This is a genomic window from Peptoniphilus indolicus ATCC 29427 (assembly GCF_000227315.1).
Taxonomy (GTDB): domain Bacteria; phylum Bacillota; class Clostridia; order Tissierellales; family Peptoniphilaceae; genus Peptoniphilus; species Peptoniphilus indolicus.
Window position 1 is genome coordinate 732,154 of the sequence record NZ_JH165061.1, and the last position, 20,528, is coordinate 752,681.

34 protein-coding genes and 1 pseudogene are annotated in these 20,528 nt (G+C 35.9%); all 35 read left to right on the forward strand.

What is annotated here, in order from left to right:
• A partial coding sequence (locus tag HMPREF9129_RS11340; protein WP_004820317.1) for an S-layer homology domain-containing protein occupies positions 1–1,023 on the forward strand: 1,023 nt, incomplete at its 5' end.
• 588 nt (positions 1,024–1,611) lie between these two features.
• Entirely contained in the window at positions 1,612–2,796 is a 1,185-nt protein-coding gene (locus HMPREF9129_RS03255; protein ID WP_004820318.1) for an acetyl-CoA C-acetyltransferase, read from the forward strand.
• A gap of 8 nt (positions 2,797–2,804) precedes the next feature.
• The gene (locus HMPREF9129_RS03260; RefSeq protein ID WP_004820320.1) at positions 2,805–3,584 is read left to right on the forward strand and encodes an enoyl-CoA hydratase-related protein; all 780 of its coding nucleotides are present in this window, start codon (positions 2,805–2,807) and stop codon (positions 3,582–3,584) included.
• 10 nt (positions 3,585–3,594) lie between these two features.
• Positions 3,595–4,432 (forward strand): annotated as a pseudogene (locus tag HMPREF9129_RS03265) (3-hydroxybutyryl-CoA dehydrogenase).
• 285 nt (positions 4,433–4,717) lie between these two features.
• Complete coding sequence (gene thiC / locus HMPREF9129_RS03270; protein WP_040552262.1) at positions 4,718–6,031, forward strand: phosphomethylpyrimidine synthase ThiC; 1,314 nt, start codon at positions 4,718–4,720, stop codon at positions 6,029–6,031.
• Between the two features lie 574 nt (positions 6,032–6,605).
• Entirely contained in the window at positions 6,606–6,917 is a 312-nt protein-coding gene (rpsJ, locus tag HMPREF9129_RS03275; protein WP_004820326.1) for a 30S ribosomal protein S10, read from the forward strand.
• A gap of 55 nt (positions 6,918–6,972) precedes the next feature.
• Positions 6,973–7,605, forward strand: coding sequence for a 50S ribosomal protein L3 (gene rplC / locus HMPREF9129_RS03280; protein ID WP_004820327.1), 633 nt, complete (start codon positions 6,973–6,975; stop codon positions 7,603–7,605).
• Positions 7,606–7,623: 18 nt separating this feature from the next.
• Entirely contained in the window at positions 7,624–8,247 is a 624-nt protein-coding gene (gene rplD / locus HMPREF9129_RS03285; protein WP_004820329.1) for a 50S ribosomal protein L4, read from the forward strand.
• Positions 8,247–8,537: a 50S ribosomal protein L23 gene (rplW, locus tag HMPREF9129_RS03290; protein WP_004820330.1), complete on the forward strand. Its 291-nt coding sequence runs from the start codon at positions 8,247–8,249 to the stop codon at positions 8,535–8,537. The genes rplD and rplW overlap by 1 nt, the downstream gene beginning before the upstream one ends.
• 11 nt (positions 8,538–8,548) lie before the next feature.
• Positions 8,549–9,379: a 50S ribosomal protein L2 gene (gene rplB, locus HMPREF9129_RS03295; RefSeq protein WP_004820332.1), complete on the forward strand. Its 831-nt coding sequence runs from the start codon at positions 8,549–8,551 to the stop codon at positions 9,377–9,379.
• 14 nt (positions 9,380–9,393) lie between these two features.
• Positions 9,394–9,675, forward strand: coding sequence for a 30S ribosomal protein S19 (gene rpsS, locus HMPREF9129_RS03300; protein ID WP_004820333.1), 282 nt, complete (start codon positions 9,394–9,396; stop codon positions 9,673–9,675).
• Positions 9,676–9,688: 13 nt separating this feature from the next.
• Positions 9,689–10,024, forward strand: coding sequence for a 50S ribosomal protein L22 (gene rplV, locus HMPREF9129_RS03305; protein WP_040552264.1), 336 nt, complete (start codon positions 9,689–9,691; stop codon positions 10,022–10,024).
• 11 nt (positions 10,025–10,035) lie between these two features.
• Positions 10,036–10,812 carry a 30S ribosomal protein S3 gene (gene rpsC, locus HMPREF9129_RS03310; RefSeq protein WP_004820337.1) on the forward strand — a complete coding sequence of 259 codons (777 nt, stop codon included), beginning with the start codon at positions 10,036–10,038 and terminating at the stop codon, positions 10,810–10,812.
• Positions 10,813–10,836: 24 nt separating this feature from the next.
• A complete protein-coding gene (rplP, locus tag HMPREF9129_RS03315) occupies positions 10,837–11,268 on the forward strand; it encodes a 50S ribosomal protein L16 (RefSeq protein WP_004820338.1) in 432 nt (143 codons plus the stop codon).
• Positions 11,258–11,464 (forward strand): 50S ribosomal protein L29, encoded by a 207-nt coding sequence (gene rpmC / locus HMPREF9129_RS03320; protein ID WP_004820340.1) that lies wholly within the window; start codon positions 11,258–11,260, stop codon positions 11,462–11,464. Before rplP ends, rpmC begins: the two co-directional genes overlap by 11 nt.
• A gap of 3 nt (positions 11,465–11,467) precedes the next feature.
• Complete coding sequence (gene rpsQ, locus HMPREF9129_RS03325) at positions 11,468–11,722, forward strand: 30S ribosomal protein S17 (protein ID WP_004820342.1); 255 nt, start codon at positions 11,468–11,470, stop codon at positions 11,720–11,722.
• A 14-nt stretch (positions 11,723–11,736) separates the two neighbouring features.
• Positions 11,737–12,105, forward strand: coding sequence for a 50S ribosomal protein L14 (gene rplN / locus HMPREF9129_RS03330; RefSeq protein ID WP_004820344.1), 369 nt, complete (start codon positions 11,737–11,739; stop codon positions 12,103–12,105).
• A gap of 13 nt (positions 12,106–12,118) precedes the next feature.
• Positions 12,119–12,421 (forward strand): 50S ribosomal protein L24, encoded by a 303-nt coding sequence (gene rplX / locus HMPREF9129_RS03335; protein ID WP_004820345.1) that lies wholly within the window; start codon positions 12,119–12,121, stop codon positions 12,419–12,421.
• A gap of 11 nt (positions 12,422–12,432) precedes the next feature.
• Positions 12,433–12,975, forward strand: coding sequence for a 50S ribosomal protein L5 (gene rplE / locus HMPREF9129_RS03340; protein ID WP_004820348.1), 543 nt, complete (start codon positions 12,433–12,435; stop codon positions 12,973–12,975).
• 12 nt (positions 12,976–12,987) lie between these two features.
• Complete coding sequence (locus HMPREF9129_RS03345; RefSeq protein ID WP_004820350.1) at positions 12,988–13,173, forward strand: type Z 30S ribosomal protein S14; 186 nt, start codon at positions 12,988–12,990, stop codon at positions 13,171–13,173.
• 24 nt (positions 13,174–13,197) lie between these two features.
• Positions 13,198–13,593, forward strand: a complete 396-nt coding sequence (gene rpsH, locus HMPREF9129_RS03350; protein ID WP_004820351.1) for a 30S ribosomal protein S8 — start codon at positions 13,198–13,200, stop codon at positions 13,591–13,593.
• Positions 13,594–13,602: 9 nt separating this feature from the next.
• Complete coding sequence (gene rplF / locus HMPREF9129_RS03355; protein ID WP_004820353.1) at positions 13,603–14,139, forward strand: 50S ribosomal protein L6; 537 nt, start codon at positions 13,603–13,605, stop codon at positions 14,137–14,139.
• 10 nt (positions 14,140–14,149) lie between these two features.
• Entirely contained in the window at positions 14,150–14,512 is a 363-nt protein-coding gene (gene rplR / locus HMPREF9129_RS03360) for a 50S ribosomal protein L18 (RefSeq protein ID WP_004820355.1), read from the forward strand.
• Positions 14,513–14,526: 14 nt separating this feature from the next.
• On the forward strand, positions 14,527–15,033 hold the full coding sequence (gene rpsE, locus HMPREF9129_RS03365) for a 30S ribosomal protein S5 (protein WP_004820358.1): 507 nt from the start codon (positions 14,527–14,529) through the stop codon (positions 15,031–15,033).
• Between the two features lie 14 nt (positions 15,034–15,047).
• Positions 15,048–15,215, forward strand: coding sequence for a 50S ribosomal protein L30 (gene rpmD / locus HMPREF9129_RS03370; RefSeq protein ID WP_004820360.1), 168 nt, complete (start codon positions 15,048–15,050; stop codon positions 15,213–15,215).
• Between the two features lie 13 nt (positions 15,216–15,228).
• Positions 15,229–15,678, forward strand: coding sequence for a 50S ribosomal protein L15 (rplO, locus tag HMPREF9129_RS03375; RefSeq protein ID WP_004820362.1), 450 nt, complete (start codon positions 15,229–15,231; stop codon positions 15,676–15,678).
• Entirely contained in the window at positions 15,678–16,958 is a 1,281-nt protein-coding gene (gene secY / locus HMPREF9129_RS03380) for a preprotein translocase subunit SecY (RefSeq protein WP_004820363.1), read from the forward strand. Before rplO ends, secY begins: the two co-directional genes overlap by 1 nt.
• Positions 16,959–16,967: 9 nt before the next feature.
• A complete protein-coding gene (locus HMPREF9129_RS03385; RefSeq protein ID WP_004820365.1) occupies positions 16,968–17,615 on the forward strand; it encodes an adenylate kinase in 648 nt (215 codons plus the stop codon).
• Positions 17,615–17,866, forward strand: a complete 252-nt coding sequence (locus tag HMPREF9129_RS03390) for a KOW domain-containing RNA-binding protein (RefSeq protein WP_004820367.1) — start codon at positions 17,615–17,617, stop codon at positions 17,864–17,866. The genes HMPREF9129_RS03385 and HMPREF9129_RS03390 overlap by 1 nt, the downstream gene beginning before the upstream one ends.
• Before the next feature lie 17 nt (positions 17,867–17,883).
• Positions 17,884–18,102, forward strand: coding sequence for a translation initiation factor IF-1 (gene infA / locus HMPREF9129_RS03395; RefSeq protein WP_004820369.1), 219 nt, complete (start codon positions 17,884–17,886; stop codon positions 18,100–18,102).
• A gap of 55 nt (positions 18,103–18,157) precedes the next feature.
• Positions 18,158–18,271, forward strand: coding sequence for a 50S ribosomal protein L36 (rpmJ, locus tag HMPREF9129_RS03400; protein WP_004820371.1), 114 nt, complete (start codon positions 18,158–18,160; stop codon positions 18,269–18,271).
• Positions 18,272–18,281: 10 nt separating this feature from the next.
• Positions 18,282–18,644, forward strand: a complete 363-nt coding sequence (gene rpsM, locus HMPREF9129_RS03405) for a 30S ribosomal protein S13 (protein ID WP_004820373.1) — start codon at positions 18,282–18,284, stop codon at positions 18,642–18,644.
• Between the two features lie 12 nt (positions 18,645–18,656).
• Positions 18,657–19,055, forward strand: a complete 399-nt coding sequence (gene rpsK, locus HMPREF9129_RS03410; RefSeq protein ID WP_004820376.1) for a 30S ribosomal protein S11 — start codon at positions 18,657–18,659, stop codon at positions 19,053–19,055.
• 31 nt (positions 19,056–19,086) lie between these two features.
• Entirely contained in the window at positions 19,087–20,034 is a 948-nt protein-coding gene (locus tag HMPREF9129_RS03415) for a DNA-directed RNA polymerase subunit alpha (protein WP_004820378.1), read from the forward strand.
• Positions 20,035–20,047: 13 nt separating this feature from the next.
• Complete coding sequence (gene rplQ, locus HMPREF9129_RS03420) at positions 20,048–20,389, forward strand: 50S ribosomal protein L17 (RefSeq protein WP_004820380.1); 342 nt, start codon at positions 20,048–20,050, stop codon at positions 20,387–20,389.
• Positions 20,390–20,528 lie beyond the last annotated feature (139 nt).

Below are 20,528 nucleotides of genomic sequence, written 5' to 3' on the forward strand. Positions count from 1 at the left end.
GAACCTGGAGAAGAAGAAATAAAAATAAATGTTCCATCTTCTAAGATTGTAGTACGAGACCCTAACAGGTTAACAGATTTAGAAAAAGATTTAATCAAAGAAGCTGTTAAGAAAACAAATCCAACAATTGATTCAAATAGTATCAAAGTTGATGATAGAGGAAATGTAACTATTAGAGAAAATGGAAAAGATAGAGTAGTATTAACTCCATCACAAACAATAATAGATGGAAGAGATAACTACAGACCAGAACCTCGTGAAAGAGACGGAAACGACAACAACTATAACGCAGGCTCAATAGACTTTAGATTTGTAAAAGCCCCAGCAGAAAAGAGGGGAGAAAAAGCTCAAGTTGTAGCTCCAAAGAAAGAAGAAGCAATAGCAAAAGTAATAGGAACACACAAAGCATACATCTTCGGATACAAAGATGGAAGTGTGAGACCATATGGAGAAATAACAAGAGCAGAAGCAGCTGCAATGGTAGCGAGATTAATGGGATACTCATTAACAGATATGTCTCAACCAGCATTCGCAGATACTCAAAGCGCATGGTATAACCAATATATCAACGCAGTAGTAAAAGCAGGAATAATGTCAGGCTACCCAGATGGAACATTCAAGCCAAACGAATATATAACAAGAGCAGAATTTGCACAAATTCTAAAGAACTTAGATAAAGCAAATACAGCAGTATCACCATTTGGCGATGTAAAAGGGCACTGGGCAGAAAAAGCAATTGACCAAGCATTCGCAAACCAAAGAATCAAAGGATACGAAGACGGAACATTCAAGCCGGAAAAGAGCATAACAAGAGCAGAAGTAGTAACAATACTAAACAGAATGCAAAACAGAACTCTTGGGAAAGAAAACCTACCATCAGACGTATCGAAATTCTCTGACTTAGACGAAAACGCATGGTACTATTTAGATATGGTTTCAGCAACTAATTCTTATGAATACGCAAAATCAAAAGAAAAAGCTGATGGAACACATCAAATGGTTAAGGTTATTTCCGAAAAGTAAGAGCTTTTAAAAATAAAAGTTTATGATTGTCCTTAAATAAAACTCCAAAAATATATAAACTTTGAATGGAGAAGTGCCTTGGCGACGGGGCGCTTTTCTACTTTTGTGTCTTATATGCAAATTTAAATTAGTACGTTTTAAGAGGTGTTGAATTTTATTTTTAGAGTTTTAACCTTAGAATATAGGGTGCTTTTTATTGTGTAATATGTTAAAATTTTTAATGGAAAACTTTCGATCGTATTCCACAATATGAGATATGGTTTTATCTCATTTGATGTTGATTAGAGTTTTCTAATGGGTATATTAGTATGGGTTAGTACTATGGTTTGATTTTAATTTGATAGGATAGATATCCTTTTAAAGGATAAAGTATATTCTAAGTGCTAAAAAGTGTATATTATGCTTATACATAACTTTAAAATAGTATTTTAATTGTTTTGAAGTTAATTTTAGGATATATAATTTCAAGAATTTTTAGGGGATTCTAATTAGGGGATTAATGTATTCTAATGGAAAAGTATGAAGAAAAAATGCAAATAAATCAATTGGCTTAAAGGCTTATAGGATTTAATTTTAGGAGGAAAATTTATGACAAAAGTAGTTATTGCAAGTGCGGCTAGAACGCCTGTAGGTTCGTTTGGTGGGGCTTTTAAAAATGTTACAGCTATAGAACTTGGTAAAGTTGCGGCTAAAGAAGCTATTAAGAGAGCTGGAATAGATTCTGCAACAATTGATGAAGTAATAGTTGGTAATGTTCTTCAAGCGGGTCTTGGACAAAATGTTGCAAGACAAGTATCGATGGCAGCTGGCATACCTAAGGAAGTTCCTTCATTAACTATAAACAAGGTTTGTGGTTCTGGTTTAAGAGCTATCTCTTTAGCAGCACAAATTATAAAAGCTGGAGATGCTGAAATAATTCTTGCTGGAGGTACTGAAAACATGTCTATGGCACCTTATGTTCTTACTAATGCGAGATGGGGAGCCAGAATGGGAGATGGAAAGATGGTCGATGTTATGATTAAAGACGGTCTTTGGGATGCTTTTAACAATTACCACATGGGTATAACTGCTGAAAATGTATCTGAAAAATTTGGTATTACAAGAGAACAACAAGATCACATCGCAGCTGTTTCTCAAAACAGAGCTGAAGCTGCTCGTAGAGATGGTAGATTTGCTGATGAAATAGTTCCTGTTGAAATAAAGGACAGAAAAGGAAATGTAACTGTTGTTGATAAAGATGAATATATTAAAGACGGCGTAACTGAAGAAACTCTTTCTAAATTAAAGACTGCATTTAAGAAAGAAGATGGTACAGTAACAGCTGGTAATGCTTCTGGTATAAATGATGGAGCAGCTTTTATGGTTGTTATGTCTGAAGAAAAGGCTAAAGAGCTTGGAATTGAACCTCTTGCAACTGTTGTATCTTATGCATCAGCTGGTGTAGACCCTCAAATTATGGGGACTGGTCCAATACCATCATCAACTAAGGCTCTTGACAAGGCTGGCTGGAGTGTTGCAGATCTTGATTTAATTGAAGCTAATGAAGCATTTGCTGCACAAGCTGGAGCTGTGGCTAAAGAACTTGGTTTTGATATGGAAAAAGTAAACGTAAATGGTGGAGCTATTGCTATTGGTCACCCTATCGGAGCTAGTGGAGCAAGAATTTTAACTACTTTACTTTTCGAAATGAAGAAGAGAGATGCTAAGAAAGGTTTAGCTACTCTATGTATAGGTGGGGGACAAGGAACTGCACTTACAGTTGAAAGAGGCTAAATGATATAATGGATTACAAATTTTTAAAACTTGAAAATAACGACAATATTTTAACTCTTACTATAAACAGAGAAAAGAGTTTGAATGCCCTTAACACTGAAGTTATCAATGAACTTGATCAATGTCTTACTGAAATTGAGTTATCAACGGATATAGATGTTGTAGTTATAACTGGAGCTGGAAAGGCTTTTGTAGCCGGTGCGGATATTTCTGAAATGGCTACTTTAAATGCTGCTGAAGCAAGTGAGTTTGCTAAGAGAGGTATGGATGTATTCTTAAAATTAGAAAAGCTAAAGATACCTGTAATTGCAGCTATAAATGGATTTGCTCTTGGCGGTGGATGTGAGTTAGCTCTTTCATGTGATATAAGAGTTGCATCAACTAAGGCTTTAATTGGGCAACCTGAAGTAGGGCTTGGAATTACTCCGGGATTTGGTGGAACACAAAGACTTGCACGTACTGTTGGACTCTCTAAAGCTAAGGAATTAATTTTTACAGCTGAACCTATTAAGGCTGAAAGAGCTTATGAAATAGGGCTTGTGGCTCACGTTGTTGAACCTGAAGAATTGATGGATAAGGCTTATGAAATAGCAAAAAAAATAACTAAAAATTCTAAGATTGCGATTAGAAACTGTAAAGAGTCAATGAATACAGGTATGCAGGTTGATATAGATACTTCCATGAATATAGAAAAATCACTTTTTGGTCTATGTTTTGCAACTGAGGACCAAAAAGAAGGCATGAAAGCTTTCCTTGAAAAGAGAAAGCCGGAATTTCAAAATAAATAAGGAGGAAAAGATGAAGATAGCAGTAATAGGATCAGGTACTATGGGTTCTGGAATAGCTCAAGTTTTAGCTCCAAAGCATGAAGTAGTTGTAAGAGATATAGCACCGGAAGCTTTAAAAGCAGCTCAAGAAAGAATAAAAAAAGGTTATGAAAAGAATGTATCTAAGAGTAAGATGACTCAAGATGAAATGGATAAAGCTCTTAAAAACTTATCTGTTTCAGATTCAATAGAGGATATTAGAGATGCAGATTTAATTATTGAAGCTGCAACTGAAAATCCGACTATTAAAAAAGCGATTTTTAAAGAACTTGATGAAGTTTGCAAAGAATCTACAATTCTTGCATCAAATACTTCTTCTCTTTCAATTACTGACATAGGGGCTGCTACATCAAGACCTGATAAAGTAATTGGAATGCACTTCTTCAATCCGGTTCCTGCAATGAAGCTTATAGAAGTTATTTCAGGACAACTTACTGATGAAGCTGTTAAGAAAACTATAATTGACCTTTCAAATGAGATTGGAAAGACTCCTGTTGAAGTTGCTGAAGCTCCGGGATTTGTAGTAAATAGAATTTTAATTCCGATGATCAACGAAGGTATTGGAATTTATGCTGAGGGAGTTGCAAGTGTTGAGGATATCGACAACGCAATGAAACTTGGCGCTAATCATCCAATGGGACCTCTTGAATTAGGGGATTTAGTTGGATTAGATGTAGTTCTTGCTATAATGGACGTTCTTTATGATGAATTTAAAGACCCTAAGTACAGAGCGCACACTCTTCTTAGAAAAATGGTTAGAGCCGGACAACTTGGAAGAAAACTAAAAAGGTTTTTATGAATATAACTAATTTTAAAACTCTCGGGGGAACTCGAGAGTTTTTGTTGTAAAAGTTTGTCATTAATAAAAAAATTGTGTTATCATTTAATTATAAAAGGGAGCTCATAGTAGTGGGCTGAGAGTAAGCTAAAAAGCTTTGACCTATAACCAGATTTGGATAATGCCAACGTTGGGGAATATTCGTAATTTACGTAGAATACTTTTTGACGAGGATTCTATGTTTTTTATATGGGGAAAAGTTAGTCAAGCTAGGAGCAATTTAAAAATTTATTATTTTTAAGAAAGGAAGAATAACTTGAACTATAAGACACAAATGGAAGCTGCAAAGGCAGGTTTTGTAACTGATGAAATGAAAGTTGTTGCAGAGATAGAAGAGCTAGATGTAAATTTTATTTTAAATGGAGTAAAAGAGGGCAAGATTGCAATTCCGGCGAATAAAAATCACAAGAGAAAAACTTATGCGGGCATTGGTAAGGGACTTAAGACTAAGATAAATGTAAATCTTGGGATTTCAAGGGATTGTCCTGATGTTGAGTGTGAGATTGTAAAAGTAAAAGATGCGCTTGAAATGAAAGCTGATGCGATAATGGACCTTTCTTCTTTTGGAAAAACTGAGGAGTTTAGAAAAAGACTTATCGAAGTTTCAGATGCTATGATAGGTACTGTACCAATATATGATGCAGTTGGATTTTATGATAAGGAATTACAAGATATAACTGCTAAGGAATTTTTGGATGTTGTGAGAAAGCATGGGGAAAATGGTGTGGATTTTGTAACTATCCATGCGGGTGTGAATCTTTCTTCGGCAGAAATTTTTAAAAGAAATCCAAGATTGTTGAATATAGTTTCAAGGGGAGGTTCTTTAACTTATGCATGGATGGAATTGAATAAGAAAGAAAATCCTTATTTTGAATACTATGACGAGTTGCTTGAAATTTGTGCGGAGCATGACATAACTATCTCGTTGGGGGATGGAATGAGACCGGGCTGTCTTGTGGACGGAACTGATGCAAGTCAAATACATGAGTTGATTTTGTTAGGAGAGCTTGCTAAGAGAGCTTGGAATAAGAACGTTCAAGTCATGATTGAAGGACCCGGACATATTCAGATAAATGATGTAGTTACAAATGTAAAGGTAGCAAAAAAATTAACTCATGAAGCTCCGTTGTATGTATTAGGACCTTTAGTAACTGATGTTGCTCCCGGTTATGACCACATCACTTCGGCTATAGGAGGAGCTATGGCTGCTGCGGCTGGAGTTGATTTTCTATGTTATGTAACACCGGCAGAACATTTGAGGCTTCCAACTGTTGAAGATATGAGAGAGGGGATTATAGCTTGTAGAATTGCCGCTCATGCTGGGGATATAGCTAAGGGAGTGAAAGGAGCAATTGAATGGGACAGAAAGATGGGAGAAGCTCGTAGAGTTTTGGATTGGGACGCTCAATTTGAACTTTCAATGGACCCTGAAAAATGTAAGAGATATAGAGAAGAGAGTGTGCCTATGCATGGAGACTCTTGTACTATGTGTGGAAAGATGTGTTCTGTTAGAAATATGAATAGAATAATAGAAGGAAAAGATATAAATATTTTAAGAGCTGAGAATTAATTTGGTCGGGAAACCGGCCAATTTATTTTTTGTGTATGTTAAATTGAATTAGAAAAAATTTCATAAAAGTCCTAACATATATTTTTACTTTTTTGTTATTCTATATACTGGATATTTTTGTGGTGTAAAGTTTGAATTTGGCTTATTTCTAAGTGGTTTAAATATTTATTTTTCATTGAGGTTGTTAATATTATTATATTCCATAGTTTTTTATTTTTGGGTTTGTGTTGAGACAATTCAATTATACTAAATTTAATTTCAAAGGAATTTTTTAGTTTAATTCAATTTTACAATTACCTCTAGAAAAAACATTATAAAAACACAAAAAAAGCTCTTTACAACTAAGTCTGGCTTTTGTATAATGTATAGGCGTTTGAAATATATTTATATGCGATGACTTCATAAGTTGCTTGAAATCTTGAGGGAAAAAGGGATTTTAAGGTAATTATGAACGAGAAGTTGAAGCTGGACTTCAGCGTGGGTTATTTTTTCTTTTTTTAATCCCTGGCATGAAACACCGGGGAGTGTGTATCAATAACCCTATTCGCAAAACGTAGCGATTAGGAGGAATAAAATGGCAAACAAGCAAAAAATTAGAATCAGACTTAAAGCTTACGATCACGAACTATTAGATAGTTCTGCTTCAAGAATTGTGGAAGCTGCAAAGCAAACAGGGGCTACTGTTTCAGGTCCAATTCCACTTCCTACAGAAAAGGAAATCATAACAATTCTAAGAGCTGTTCACAAGTACAAAGATTCAAGGGAACAATTCGAACAAAGAACTCACAAACGTCTAATTGACATAGTTAATCCAAATCAAAAGACTGTTGATTCTCTAATGAAACTCAATTTGCCGGCTGGTGTTGAGATAGAAATCAAGCTTTAATAATTGTTCTTTATATGATTGCTAAGCAATCCGCTGTAAATTTAGGAGGTAGACATTGAAATTATTAATGGGTAAAAAAATCGGAATGACTCAAATCTTCGATGAAGGTGGAGTTGTTACACCGGTTACAGTTATTCAAGTTGAACCTAATGTAGTTGTTCAAAAGAAAACTGTAGAGGTTGACGGATACAACGCTATTCAAGTAGCTGTTGGTGAAGTTAAAGATAGAAGAGTAAACAAACCAATGAAAGGACACTTTGACAAAGCGTCTGTTGCTTATAAAAAGCATCTCGGAGAATTCAGAACTGAAGATGTAGATTCTTACAATGTTGGTGATGAAATTAAAGTTGATATTTTCCAAGCTGGAGAATTTGTTGATGTAACTGGAACTTCAAAAGGTAAGGGAACTCAAGGTGTTATTAAGAGACATGGGTTTGCTCGTGGTAGAGAAACTCACGGTTCTAAGTTCCATAGAATGCCTGGTGGTATGGGAGCTGCTTCTTATCCTGGAAAAGTATTCAAAGGTCATAGAATGGCTGGCAAAATGGGTCATGACAGAGTTACTGTTCAAAATCTTGAAATTGTTAGAATTGATGCGGATAAGAACCTAATTCTTGTAAAAGGAGCTGTTCCGGGAAATAAAAAAGGTCTTGTAACAGTTAAAGAAACTGTAAAGAACCATAAGTAAGTGAAAGGAGGGTTTTAAATGCCTAAAGTTCAAGTTATTAATATGAACGGTGAAAATATTTCTGAAGTTGAATTAAACGAAGAAATTTTTGATATAGAAGTAAATGAACACGCGGTTTACTTAGTAGTAAAGAACATTCTTGCTAATAAGAGACAAGGGACAAAGAGTGCTAAGACTCGTTCAGAAGTGCGTGGTGGCGGTAGAAAACCTTGGAGACAAAAGGGTACAGGACGTGCTCGTCAAGGTAGTATAAGATCTCCTCAATTCAGAGGTGGTGGAGTTGTATTTGCACCAAAACCAAGAGATTTCTCTTACACAACTCCTAAAAAAGTTAGAAGACTTGCTCTTAAGAGTGTATTGACTTCTAAGTTAAGAGATGGAGAAATAATTGTACTTGATAACATCAAATTTGATGAACTTAAGACAAAGAACTTCCAAAAAATGTTAAACGCAATAGGTGCTGACAAAAAAGCATTAGTGGTAACTGCTGAGAATGATAAAGATGTTGTAAGAGCTGGAGCTAACATAGCTAATGTTCAAATTTCTGAAGCTCGTAACATCAATGTATATGACTTATTAAAGTACAACTCATTAGTAATCACTCAAGATGCACTTAAAGTGGTTGAGGAGGTATTTAACTAATGAATTACTATGACATTATTAAAAAACCGATAGTAACTGAAAGAAGTATGGATCTTATCGAAAATGGTAAGTACACTTTCGAAGTTGATAAGCGCGCAACTAAAACTGAAATAAGAGCAGCGGTTGAAACTGTTTTTGGCGTAAAGGTTAAGACTGTAAGAACTATGAACATGGTAGGAAAGCTTAAGAGACAAGGTGCTCACCAAGGAAGACGTTCTAACTGGAAAAAAGCAATAGTTCAACTTACAGAGGATTCTAAGGCAATTGAATTCTTTGAAGGAATGGAATAAGGAGGTAGACAATGGCTATAAAAGGATATAAACCAACCTCTCCTGCGCGTAGACAGATGACTGTTTCTACTTTTGAGGAAATAACAAAAACCACTCCTGAGAAGAGCTTAACAGTAAGCTTAAAGAGTTCAGGCGGTAGAAATGCTCAAGGTAGAATCACTTCACGTCACAGAGGCGGCGGAGTAAAGAGAAGATACAGAATTATAGATTTCAAGAGAAATAAAGATGGAGTACCTGCAAAGGTTGCATCAATTGAATATGACCCAAATAGAACTTCATACATCGCACTTTTAAATTATGCCGATGGAGAAAAGAGATATATCATCGCTCCGGAAGGATTAAAAGTTGGAGATGCTGTTGAATCAGGTTCAGAAGCTGATATCAAAGTGGGTAATGCTCTTGAGCTTAAAGATATTCCTGTTGGTACAACAGTACACAATATTGAAATGACACCTGGAAAGGGCGGACAACTTGCAAGAAGTGCAGGTACAGAAGCTCAATTAATGGCTAAAGAAGGAAGATTTGCTCAACTTAGACTTCCATCTGGTGAGTTTAGAAGAGTATTCTTAAACTGTAAAGCTACAATTGGTTCTGTAGGTAATGCATCTCACGAACTTATCACTCTTGGTAAGGCGGGAAAGAGCAGATATCTTGGAAAGAGACCTCATGTAAGAGGAACTGTAATGAACCCTGTTGATCACCCTCATGGTGGTGGGGAAGGTAGAGCTCCGGTAGGTAGACCTTCGCCAATGACTCCTTGGGGTAAACCGGCTCTTGGTCTTAAGACAAGAAAGAAAAACAAGAAGAGCGATATGTATATCGTAAGAAGAAGAACTAAGTAAGCGGGAGGTATAGAATGAGTAGATCACTTAAAAAAGGACCTTTTGCAGATGAACATTTGCTAAAGAAGATAGATGAATTAAATGAATCAAATCAAAAGAAAGTTGTAAAAACATGGTCTCGCCGTTCAACTATATTCCCTGAAATGGTAGGACATACTATTGCAGTTCATGACGGTAGAAAGCACGTGCCAATTTTTATAACTGAAGATATGGTTGGTCACAAACTTGGTGAATTCGTTCCAACAAGAACTTATAGAGGACATGTTGCTAAGAACGAAAAGACTACAAGGAAGTAAGAGAGGGGATAAGATGGAAGCAAGAGCAATTGCAAAATATGTAAGAATTTCACCGCTCAAAGTAAACTACATCTGTGCTGAAATTCGTGGAAAGCAAGTTGACGAAGCCCTTTCAATGTTGAAATTTACTCCAAAAAGAGGAGCTAAAGAACTTTATAAAGTGCTTCATTCTGCTGTAGCTAATGCTGAAAATAATTTAAATATAGATAGAGAAAATTTATACGTTAAGAATGCATTTGCTAATGACGGTCCTACAATGAAGAGATTTCGCCCTAAGGCTAAGGGTATGGCTTATCCGATACTTAAGAGATCAAGTCACATCGGCGTTGTAGTAGCAGAAATGGAATAAGGAGGGTATTAATGGGCCAAAAGGTTAACCCACATGGACTTCGTGTCGGCATAATCAAAGATTGGGATTCAAAATGGTATGCAAACAAGAAGAGTTTTGCGGGACTATTACTTGAAGACAACGAAATTCGTAAATATGTAAAGAAAAAACTTTATACAGCCGGAATTTCTAAAATAGAAATTGAAAGAGCTGCAAACAAGGTTAAAGTTTCAATATCTACTGCTAAACCGGGAATGGTAATCGGACGTGGCGGAGTAGGTGTTGAAGAACTTAGAGCTGAACTTGAAAAATTAACAGGTAAAAGCGTAGTTATTAATATAGAAGAAATTAAAAACCAAGATTTAGATGCAACACTTGTTGCTGAATCAATTGCTGAATCTCTTGAAAGAAGAGTTTCTTTCAGAAGAGCGATGAAACAAGCTATCCAAAGAAGTATGAGATCAGGAGCGCAAGGTATCAAAACAGCTGTTTCAGGTCGTTTGGGGGGAGCTGATATGGCGAGAACTGAAGGTTATTCAGAAGGAACTATACCTCTACAAACACTAAGAGCTGACATTGATTACGGATTTGCTGAAGCTGATACAACTTATGGTAAGATCGGTGTAAAGGTATGGCTTTATAAGGGAGAAGTTCTTCCAGGAGTGTCAGGAAACAGAGTTAACGATGACAACAGAAAGAGAAGACCTAAAAACAAAGATCAAAAAGATAGAGATAACAAGAACAACAGAAAGAGAAACTTTAGAAACGATCGTAATAACCAAAGAGGTTCTAAAGAAAGATCAAACTGAGCTTTTTAAAAGGAGGAAAACAGTATGTTAATGCCTAAAAGAGTGAAGTATCGTAGAGTTCATAGAGGTAGAATGAAGGGTAAGGCACTTCGTGGAAACACCCTTACTTACGGAGAATATGGTCTTCAAGCACTTGAACCTGCATGGATTACTTCAAATCAAATAGAATCGGCACGTCGTGCTATGACAAGATATATCAAAAGAGGCGGTAATATCTGGATTAAGATATTCCCTGATAAGTCAGTAACTGAAAAACCAGCTGAAACTCGTATGGGTTCTGGTAAAGGGGCTCCTTCATATTGGGTAGCAGTTGTAAAACCGGGACGTATCATGTTTGAAATGAGTGGAGTAAGCGAAGAAGTAGCTCGTGAAGCTATGAGACTTGCAGCTATGAAACTTCCAATTAAGACAAGATTCGTTATGAAAGAAAAGGATGGTGAATCTAATGAAGGCTAAAGAAGTTCGCCAAATGTCAAGTGAAGAACTAAATAAGAGAGCAAATGAACTTAAGAATGAACTCTTTAACTTAAGATTCAGACTTGCAACAGGACAACTTGAAAATCCTGCAAGTATTAGAGCGGTAAAAAAAGATATTGCCAGAGTTAAAACCATTCTTAGAGAACGTGAATTAGAAGTTGGAAAGGAGGCATAATCCATGGAAAGAAATCATAGAAAACAAATCACAGGAACAGTTGTCTCCGATAAAATGGATAAAACAATAGTAGTAGCGGTGGAAACTTTCAAAGTTCACCCGATCTATAAGAAGAGATTCAAGAAGACTACTAAATTCAAAGCACATGACGAAAAGAATGAATGTGGAATCGGCGATAAAGTAAGAATTATGGAAACAAGACCACTATCTAAAGACAAGAGATGGAGACTTGTAAATATTATTGAGAAAGCTCAATAAGTAAGGAGAGATCAATGATACAACAAGAAACTAGACTACGTGTTGCTGACAATTCCGGAGCTAAAGAACTACTTGTCATTAAAGTCCTAGGTGGTACAAACAGAAGAATCGCAAACATTGGTGATGTTGTAGTATGTTCTGTTAAAAGTGCAACACCGGGCGGTGTTGTTAAAAAAGGTTCTGTAGTTAAAGCAGTAATCGTAAGAACAAGCAGAGGAATTAGTCGTGCAGACGGATCATATATAAAATTTGATGATAATGCAGCAGTAATAATAAAGGATGATAAGAGTCCGGTAGGAACTCGTATCTTCGGACCGGTTACAAGAGAGCTTAGAGGCGGAAACTTCATGAAGATTATCTCTTTAGCACCGGAAGTACTATAATCGGGAGGTAGAAATGCGTATTAAAAAAGGTGATACAGTTAAAGTAATTGCCGGAAAAGACAAAGGAGCTACCGGTAAAGTACTTAAGACTTTCCCAAAAGAAGATAGAGTTGTAGTAGAAAAGGTAAATGTAGTAACTAAACATTTAAAACCTAGAGGACCACAACAAGCAGGCGGTATTGAGAAGCAAGAAGCTCCAATTCATGTTTCAAATGTACAATACTTTGTAGACGGAAAAGTTTCAAAGATTGGTTACAGAATTGAAGACGGCAAGAAAGTTAGATATGCAAAATCTAACGGAAAAACTATTAAGTAAGGAGGTAGAATATGACTTCAAGACTACAAGAAAAATATAAAGATGAAGTAGTAAACTATCTACTTGAAAAGTTTGGTTATAAGAATATTATGGAAGTTCCTAAGCTGGAAAAAGTCGTAATTAACATTGGACTTGGAGAAGCTAAAGATAATCCTAAACTTCTTGAATCAGCAATAAATGATTTAACTCTTATTTCAGGACAAAAGCCTGTTATAACTTATGCAAAGAAGAGTATCGCGAACTTCAAACTTCGTGAAGGTCATAAAATAGGATGTAAAGTAACACTTAGAGGTCGCAAGATGTATGACTTTTTAGATAAGTTAATGAACGTTGCACTTCCAAGAGTTAGAGACTTCAGAGGAATTAAGCCAACAGCATTTGACGGCAGAGGAAATTATGCTTTGGGTCTTAAAGAACAACTTATATTCCCTGAAATAGAATATGATAAAGTTGATGCTATAAGAGGTATGGATATCATTATAGTAACATCTGCTAACACAGACGAAGAAGCTAAAGCTTTCCTAGAAAAAATGGGAATGCCATTTACAAAATAGTAGGAGGTAACTGTGGCAAAGAAATCAATGGTTGCTAAACAAAAAAGAAAACAAAAGTTCAGCAGTCGTGAATATACAAGATGTAGTATTTGTGGGAGACCGCATGCCGTACTTAAGAAATACGGTATTTGTAGAATTTGTTTTAGAGAATTGGCTTACAAAGGACAAATCCCCGGAGTAAGAAAAGCCAGCTGGTAAACCTAAGAAGGGAGGCGAAAGCACATGATGACAGATCCAATCGCAGATATGCTCACCAGAATAAGAAATGGTAACAATGCAAGACATAAGTCTGTAGATATACCTGCTTCAAACATTAAAAAGGAAATATCAAACATCTTATTAAAAGAAGGTTACATCAAGAATGTTGAAGTAATTGATGATGACAAACAAGGTGTTATTAGAATAGATTTAAAATATGGTGAAAATAACGAAAAAGTAATTAGTGGTATAAAGAGAATTTCAAAGCCGGGACTTAGAGTGTACGTTGGGAGTCAAGACGTGCCAAAAGTTTTAGGGGGTCTTGGAATCGCAATTATCTCAACTTCTAAGGGAATGTTAACAGATAAAGAAGCGAGACAAAACAACGTAGGCGGAGAAGTTATTTGCTACGTTTGGTAAGGAGGACATATGTCAAGAATTGGAAAAAAACCTATTGAGATCCCAAGTGGCGTTGACGTAAAGTTCGACGGAAACACTGTAACAGTAAAGGGTCCCAAAGGAGAATTATCTCAAACTTTTGATAGCTCCATGAAAATAAGCTTACAAGATGGAAGTCTTACTGTAGAAAGACCATCCGATAGCAAAAAACATAAGTCATTACATGGCCTTGTAAGAACTTTGATTCAAAACATGGTTGTGGGAGTTACTGAAGGTTATAAAAAAGAATTAGAAATAATTGGTACAGGATATAGAGCAGCTAAAAATGGTAAGAAATTAGCCCTAAATTTAGGTTTTTCTCATCCATTAGAGCTTGAAGATCCAGCAGGCATTGAAACAGAAGTACCAGCTCCAACTAAAATCGTCGTATCAGGTATTGATAAACAACAAGTTGGTCAATACGCTGCATTAATCAGAAAATATAGACAACCTGAACCGTACAAGGGAAAAGGTATCAGATATGTTGATGAATATGTAAGACGTAAAGTTGGTAAGACAGGTAAGTAGGAGGTAAACAGTGTTTAAAAAAATCGACAAAAATGCGAATAGAATAAAGAGACACAAAAGAATTAGAAATCACATCTCCGGTACCGAGTCACGTCCAAGACTTTCTGTTTTCAGATCAAGTGCACATATTTATGCACAAGTTATAGATGATGTAAACGGAAATACACTTGTAAGTGCTTCAACTTTAGATAAGTCACTAGGACTTGAAAACACTAAAAATATTGAAGCAGCAAAGGTAATTGGAGCAACTGTAGCAAAGAAAGCTTTAGAAGCCGGCATTTCTGAAGTTGTATTTGACAGAAGCGGATATCTATATCACGGAAAAATAAAAGCTCTTGCAGAATCAGCAAGAGAAGCCGGACTAAAATTTTAACAGGGGAGGGAAATATGGAACGTTCATTAATCGATGCTAGAGAACTAGACCTTGAAGACAAAGTAGTAGCAATAAATAGAGTTGCTAAGGTTGTAAAGGGCGGTAAGAACTTCAGATTCTCTGCACTTGTTGTTGTTGGTGATAGAAATGGTCACGTAGGTATTGGAACTGGTAAGGCACTAGAAGTACCAGAGGCAATCAGAAAAGCAACACAAGATGCTAAAAAGCACTTAATAAAAGTAAACTTACTAGGAACAAGTATCCCTCACCAAATCACAGGAATTTTTGGAGCGGGTAAAGTATTTTTAAAACCAGCTAGTGAAGGTACCGGAGTTATCGCAGGGGGACCTGTTCGTGCGGTATGTGAATTAGCAGGTATTACTGATATTCGTACTCACAACTTGGGAACTTCAAATCCGAGAAATGTAGTTAATGCTACAGTTAAAGCACTATCTGAACTTAAGAGTGCTGAAAGTGTAGCAAGACTTAGAAATAAGTCTGTAGACGAGATTTTAGGATAAGGGGGTAGAAGACTATGAAAATTAAATTAGTAAAGAGCCCTATCGGTAGACAAAAGACTCACAAAAAAACAGTTAAAGCGCTTGGATTCAAGAAATTAGGACAAGTACTTGAAAAAGAAGATAATCCTCAAATCAGAGGTATGATAAAGCAAGTAGCATATATGCTTGAAATCGAAGAATAAGGAGGTGTAAGACGTGAAATTACATGACTTAAGACCTGCAGAAGGCGGCGGAGTTAAAGCCAAAAAAAGACTTGGTAGAGGTATCGGTTCTGGTACAGGAAAGACTGCCGGAAGAGGACACAAAGGGCAAAACGCTAGAAGTGGCGGCGGAGTAAGACCTGGATTTGAAGGAGGTCAAATGCCTTTATTCAGACGTTTACCTAAGAGAGGTTTCACTAACAACTTCGCAAAAGAGTGGGCTGTAATAAATCTTGAAGCTCTAAATGTATTTGAAGAAGGAACAGAAGTTACACCTGAACTTTTAATTGAACAAGGTCTTGTAAAAGCAAGAAAAGCTAAAGACGGAGTTAGGATTCTAGGCAACGGCGACATTAATGTTAAGCTAACTGTAAAAGCTCAACATATCTCAAAGTCTGCGGCGGAAAAAATTGAGGCTGCGGGAGGAAAGGCCGAGGTGATCTAATGATTTCTACTTTTAGAAATGCTTGGAAAATACCAAATTTGCGTAAAAAGATGATATTCACTCTTTTAATGCTTTTGGTGTATAGACTTGGTTCACATATACCGGTTCCATATATGAATGCTCAAGTTGTTCAAAAACTATTTAACGGAGCAAATCAATCAGTATTTGCTCTAATAGATTTAATGAGCGGCGGTAGTTTGAGTAATTATACAATATTTGCAGCAAATATATATCCATATATTACCGCATCGATTGTATTACAACTTTTGACAATAGCAATTCCTTCATTAGAAGCTCTTGCTAAAGAAGGAGAAACTGGAAGAAAGACAATAGCAAAGTACACAAGATATTTAGCTATAGTAATAGCTTTAGTACAAGCTTTGGGATATTCTTTTGGATTCTTTGGAAAGGCTGTTATGGCAACAAACTTTATAGAAAAAGCAGTAGTTGTTTTATCTATAGTAGCCGGTACGGCATTCCTAATTTGGATTGGAGAGCAAATTACAGAACATGGAATTGGAAATGGTATTTCAATAATAATATTCGCGGGTATCGTTACAAGATTCCCTAAAGATATAGCTCAATCAATAGCTTTAGTAAAAGCAGGCAGAGCAAATCCTATATTCCTTGCTTTGTTCTTATTGATTGTAATCGGAATTATCTTCTTTGTAGTAACTCTTAACGAAGGAGAAAGAAGAATTCCAGTACAATATGCAAAAAGAGTTGTAGGTAGAAAGATGTATGGTGGACAATCAACTCATATACCTATTAAGGTACTTATGACTGGTGTTATGCCAATGATATTTGCAAGTTCAATTGTAGCTATACCTGCTACATTTGCAATGTTTACAAGAAATGAGTCAACTAAGAATTTCATATTAAAGTATTTCACAACACAAGGTACAGTTGGAACTATACTTTACATTGTATTGACAGTACTTTTAATAGTTTTTTTCACTTATTTCTATACATCAATTCAATTTAATACTGTAGAATATTCTAAACAAATGCAACAAAATGGTGGTTTTATTCCAGGTATAAGATCTGGAAAACCAACAAGTGAATATTTACAAAGAACTGTTAACAGATTAGTATTTCCAGGAGCTATAGCACTTGCTATACTAGCGATACTTCCTATACTACTCAACAAAATTAGTGGGCTTCCATTTGCTTTTGGTGGTACAAGTATGATAATCGTGGTAGGTGTAATCCTTGAAACTACAAGAACTCTTGAACAACAACTATTAATGAGACACTATAAAGGTTTCTTAAAGAAATAGGAGGAGAATATGAAACTCGTTATACTAGGGCCTCCAGGGGCTGGTAAAGGTACTCAGGCAGAGTCAATTATAGAGAAATATAATATTCCTCATATATCAACTGGAGACATTTTTAGAGAAAATATAAACAATGAAACAGAACTTGGTAAAAAAGCTAAAGGTTATATGGATAAAGGACTTTTAGTACCAGATGAAGTAGTAATTGAAATAGTAGAAGATAGATTACAACGTGATGATTGTAAAGATGGATTCCTATTAGACGGGTTTCCTCGTACAGTGCAACAAGCAGTTAGTTTAGACGCTATGCTTGATAGAATGGGAACAAAACTTGACCGTGTTATAAATATTGAAGTTGACCCTAAAATTCTAGTTGAAAGAGCAGTTGGCAGAAGAATTTGTAAGACTTGTGGCACAACATATCATGTTAAGTTCAATCCTCCAAAAGTTGAAGGAGTTTGTGACAAGGACGGAACACCTCTAATTCAAAGAGCAGATGATACTGAAGAAACAGTGAGCACAAGAATCCAAGTTTACTTGGATCAAACTACACCGCTTATTGATTACTATAAAGCTCAATCATTATTATTAAATGTTGATGGCGAACAAGAAATAAGCGAAGTATTTAATGCAGTAGTAAAAGGGTTAGAAAATGACTAATGGAGTTAACAAATAATATAAATATTGGTCAAGTTGTCAAATCGAAAACCGGGCGTGATGCAGGGGGAATATTTTTAGTCTATAAAGTTTTAGACAGCGAATATGTTGAGATTGTAGATGGCAAGAGAAGAACGCTTGAAAAGCCTAAGAAAAAGAAGATGAAGCATTTAATAGTTTATAAGGCTGTTGAAGAAATTCATCCAAATATCTTAGATGCTCACATACAAAAGTTGCTAAAGCAATATATCTAAGAGAAAGGAGCCTTAGAGTGGCCAAAGAAGATGTAATTGAAGTTGAAGGAATAGTAGTTGATGCTCTTCCAAACACTCATTTTAAAGTTGAGTTGGAAAATGGACACGTTATTTTAGCTCATATTTCAGGTAAACTGAGAATGAACTATATAAGAATACTTCCAGGTGATAAGGTAACTGTTGAACTTTCCCCGTACGATTTGACTAGGGGTAGAATTACCTGGAGAAAGAAATAATCCTATATCCGAAAGGGATACCCCATAGGGGCACATGAACTAGGAGGAATACAGAATGAAAGTTAGACCATCTGTAAAAAAGATGTGCGAAAAATGTAAGATAATAAAGAGAAAAGGCCGTGTAATGGTAATTTGCGAAAATCCTAAGCACAAGCAAAGACAAGGTTAAGGGGGAACTTATGGCAAGAATCGCTGGTATTGACTTACCCAGAGAAAAGCGTGTTGAAATAGGTCTTACCTATATCTATGGAATCGGAAGAAAAAGATCTCAAGAGATTTTAACTAAAGCCGATGTAAATTTTGATACAAGGGTTAAGGACTTATCTGAAGCAGAAGTAGCTCGTATAAGAGAAGAAATAGCTAGTTACCAAGTAGAAGGGGATCTACGTCGTGAAGTTCAAATGAACATTAAAAGACTTAGAGACATTAACTGCTACAGAGGTATGAGACATAAAAAAGGCCTTCCAGTAAGAGGCCAAAAAACTAAAACTAATGCAAGGACAAGAAAAGGCCCTAAGAAATTAGTTTCTAAAAAGAAGTAAAGGAGGGGTATAATGGCTAAAAAACAACAAAAAACGACTCGTGTAAGAAGAAGAGAACGTAAAAATATTGAAAAAGGTCAAGCTCACATAGCTTCAACTTTCAACAATACCATGGTTACCCTAACTGATATGTCAGGAAATGTAATATCTTGGGCAAGTGCTGGTCAACTTGGTTTTAGAGGATCAAGAAAATCGACTCCTTTTGCAGCACAAGAAGCAGCACAAGAAGCTGCAAACAAAGCTAAAGAACATGGACTAAAGCAAGTAGAAGTTTATGTTAAGGGACCGGGTTCAGGAAGAGAAGCTGCAATCAGATCATTACAAGCTTCTGGTTTGGAAGTAACAATGATCAAAGATGTAACACCAATTCCACACAATGGTTGTAGACCACCTAAACGTAGGAGAGTTTAACGAACTCCTGTAGTCGCAAAGAGGAGGACCCATGATAGAAATAGAAAAACCGAGCATTGAAATAGAAGAGATTAGTGATAGCGGTGAATATGGTAAGTTTATAGTAGAACCACTTGAAAGTGGATACGGAATTACCATAGGGAACTCTCTTAGAAGGGTTCTTCTTTCATCACTACCCGGTGCTGCAGTTTCATTTATCAACATCAGAGGTGTTGAGCATGAATTTGATACAATTCCGGGAGTTCTTGAAGATGTACCGCAAATCATATTGAACATTAAGGGAATAGTTCTAAGAATGGATGAAGAGCTACCTGTAAAGCTTATTATAGAAAAGAAGGGCGAAGGGGTAATTACTGCATCTGATATTCAAGTAGGACCAGAAGTGGAGATAGTAAACTCTGATCACCACATTGCTACACTTAATGAAGATGCGGAAGTCTATATGGAATTGACTGTAGAAAAGGGACGTGGCTATGAACCTGCTGAACTTAAGAAGGATGAAATTTCTGAGATAGGCGTTATAGCAATAGATTCAAATTACACTCCAATTAAAAAAGTTAATTGGAAAGTTGAAAACACAAGAGTTGGTCAAAGAACTGACTTTGATAAACTTATACTCGAAGTTACAACTGATGGATCTATGAAAGCTGATGAAGCAACATCTCTTGCTGCAAAAATCCTAACAGAACACTTAGATTTGTTTATTGGTTTAACTGACCATGTGGATCAGGTCAACATCATGGTTGAAAAACCGGAAGATGATAAAGAAAAAGTTCTAGAGATGACAGTTGAAGAAATGGATTTATCCGTTAGAAGTTTTAACTGTTTAAAGAGAGCCAACATCAATACAGTCGAGGAACTTGCTTCTAAAACTGAAGATGAAATGATGAAGGTTAGAAATTTAGGTAGAAAATCTTTAGAAGAAGTTATTAATAAGTTAAATGAACTCGGACTTGGTTTGAGACAAGAAGACGAATAAAGAGGAGGGACACATGGCAAAGTTAAGAAAACTTGGTCGCCCAACTGCACATAGAAAAGCTATGCTTAGAAATCTTGTAACTTCACTATTAAGAGAAGGACAAATAACTACTACAGTTACAAGAGCTAAAGAAACTAAGAGAATGGCTGAAAAAATGATTACTCTTGGAAAAAGAGGAGATCTTCATGCAAGAAGACAAGCTTTAGCTTATATATATGATGAAGATGTAGTTACTAAATTATTTACTGAAATAGCTCCAAACTATTCAGAAAGAAACGGTGGATACACAAGAATATTAAAGCTTGGCAATCGTCTTGGAGATGGCGCAGAAAAGGCTATAATTCAATTAGTATAATTATTGATGAGCTTGAAAAAAGCTATTTCAAATTATATATTCTGAAAAAGGACTTTTAATAGAAGTCCTCAGATTGTAGACAAACCCAGGAATTTTCCCTGGGTTTGTTTGCATTTTAATAGCTTTAATAATTTATTAA

What these genes read in the sequence shown, in the direction of transcription:
- HMPREF9129_RS03255 (WP_004820318.1), top strand. Translation starts at nt 1,612, where the DNA reads ATGACAAAAGTAGTTATTGCAAGTGCGGCTAGAACGCCTGTAGGTTCG.
- HMPREF9129_RS03260 (WP_004820320.1), top strand. Translation starts at nt 2,805, where the DNA reads ATGGATTACAAATTTTTAAAACTTGAAAATAACGACAATATTTTAACT.
- rpsJ (WP_004820326.1), top strand. Translation starts at nt 6,606, where the DNA reads ATGGCAAACAAGCAAAAAATTAGAATCAGACTTAAAGCTTACGATCAC.
- rplD (WP_004820329.1), top strand. Translation starts at nt 7,624, where the DNA reads ATGCCTAAAGTTCAAGTTATTAATATGAACGGTGAAAATATTTCTGAA.
- rplW (WP_004820330.1), top strand. Translation starts at nt 8,247, where the DNA reads ATGAATTACTATGACATTATTAAAAAACCGATAGTAACTGAAAGAAGT.
- rplB (WP_004820332.1), top strand. Translation starts at nt 8,549, where the DNA reads ATGGCTATAAAAGGATATAAACCAACCTCTCCTGCGCGTAGACAGATG.
- rpsS (WP_004820333.1), top strand. Translation starts at nt 9,394, where the DNA reads ATGAGTAGATCACTTAAAAAAGGACCTTTTGCAGATGAACATTTGCTA.
- rplV (WP_040552264.1), top strand. Translation starts at nt 9,689, where the DNA reads ATGGAAGCAAGAGCAATTGCAAAATATGTAAGAATTTCACCGCTCAAA.
- rpsC (WP_004820337.1), top strand. Translation starts at nt 10,036, where the DNA reads ATGGGCCAAAAGGTTAACCCACATGGACTTCGTGTCGGCATAATCAAA.
- rplP (WP_004820338.1), top strand. Translation starts at nt 10,837, where the DNA reads ATGTTAATGCCTAAAAGAGTGAAGTATCGTAGAGTTCATAGAGGTAGA.
- rpmC (WP_004820340.1), top strand. Translation starts at nt 11,258, where the DNA reads ATGAAGGCTAAAGAAGTTCGCCAAATGTCAAGTGAAGAACTAAATAAG.
- rpsQ (WP_004820342.1), top strand. Translation starts at nt 11,468, where the DNA reads ATGGAAAGAAATCATAGAAAACAAATCACAGGAACAGTTGTCTCCGAT.
- rplN (WP_004820344.1), top strand. Translation starts at nt 11,737, where the DNA reads ATGATACAACAAGAAACTAGACTACGTGTTGCTGACAATTCCGGAGCT.
- rplX (WP_004820345.1), top strand. Translation starts at nt 12,119, where the DNA reads ATGCGTATTAAAAAAGGTGATACAGTTAAAGTAATTGCCGGAAAAGAC.
- rplE (WP_004820348.1), top strand. Translation starts at nt 12,433, where the DNA reads ATGACTTCAAGACTACAAGAAAAATATAAAGATGAAGTAGTAAACTAT.
- rpsH (WP_004820351.1), top strand. Translation starts at nt 13,198, where the DNA reads ATGATGACAGATCCAATCGCAGATATGCTCACCAGAATAAGAAATGGT.
- rplF (WP_004820353.1), top strand. Translation starts at nt 13,603, where the DNA reads ATGTCAAGAATTGGAAAAAAACCTATTGAGATCCCAAGTGGCGTTGAC.
- rpsE (WP_004820358.1), top strand. Translation starts at nt 14,527, where the DNA reads ATGGAACGTTCATTAATCGATGCTAGAGAACTAGACCTTGAAGACAAA.
- rpmD (WP_004820360.1), top strand. Translation starts at nt 15,048, where the DNA reads ATGAAAATTAAATTAGTAAAGAGCCCTATCGGTAGACAAAAGACTCAC.
- secY (WP_004820363.1), top strand. Translation starts at nt 15,678, where the DNA reads ATGATTTCTACTTTTAGAAATGCTTGGAAAATACCAAATTTGCGTAAA.
- HMPREF9129_RS03385 (WP_004820365.1), top strand. Translation starts at nt 16,968, where the DNA reads ATGAAACTCGTTATACTAGGGCCTCCAGGGGCTGGTAAAGGTACTCAG.
- HMPREF9129_RS03390 (WP_004820367.1), top strand. Translation starts at nt 17,615, where the DNA reads ATGGAGTTAACAAATAATATAAATATTGGTCAAGTTGTCAAATCGAAA.
- rpmJ (WP_004820371.1), top strand. Translation starts at nt 18,158, where the DNA reads ATGAAAGTTAGACCATCTGTAAAAAAGATGTGCGAAAAATGTAAGATA.
- rpsM (WP_004820373.1), top strand. Translation starts at nt 18,282, where the DNA reads ATGGCAAGAATCGCTGGTATTGACTTACCCAGAGAAAAGCGTGTTGAA.
- rpsK (WP_004820376.1), top strand. Translation starts at nt 18,657, where the DNA reads ATGGCTAAAAAACAACAAAAAACGACTCGTGTAAGAAGAAGAGAACGT.
- HMPREF9129_RS03415 (WP_004820378.1), top strand. Translation starts at nt 19,087, where the DNA reads ATGATAGAAATAGAAAAACCGAGCATTGAAATAGAAGAGATTAGTGAT.
- rplQ (WP_004820380.1), top strand. Translation starts at nt 20,048, where the DNA reads ATGGCAAAGTTAAGAAAACTTGGTCGCCCAACTGCACATAGAAAAGCT.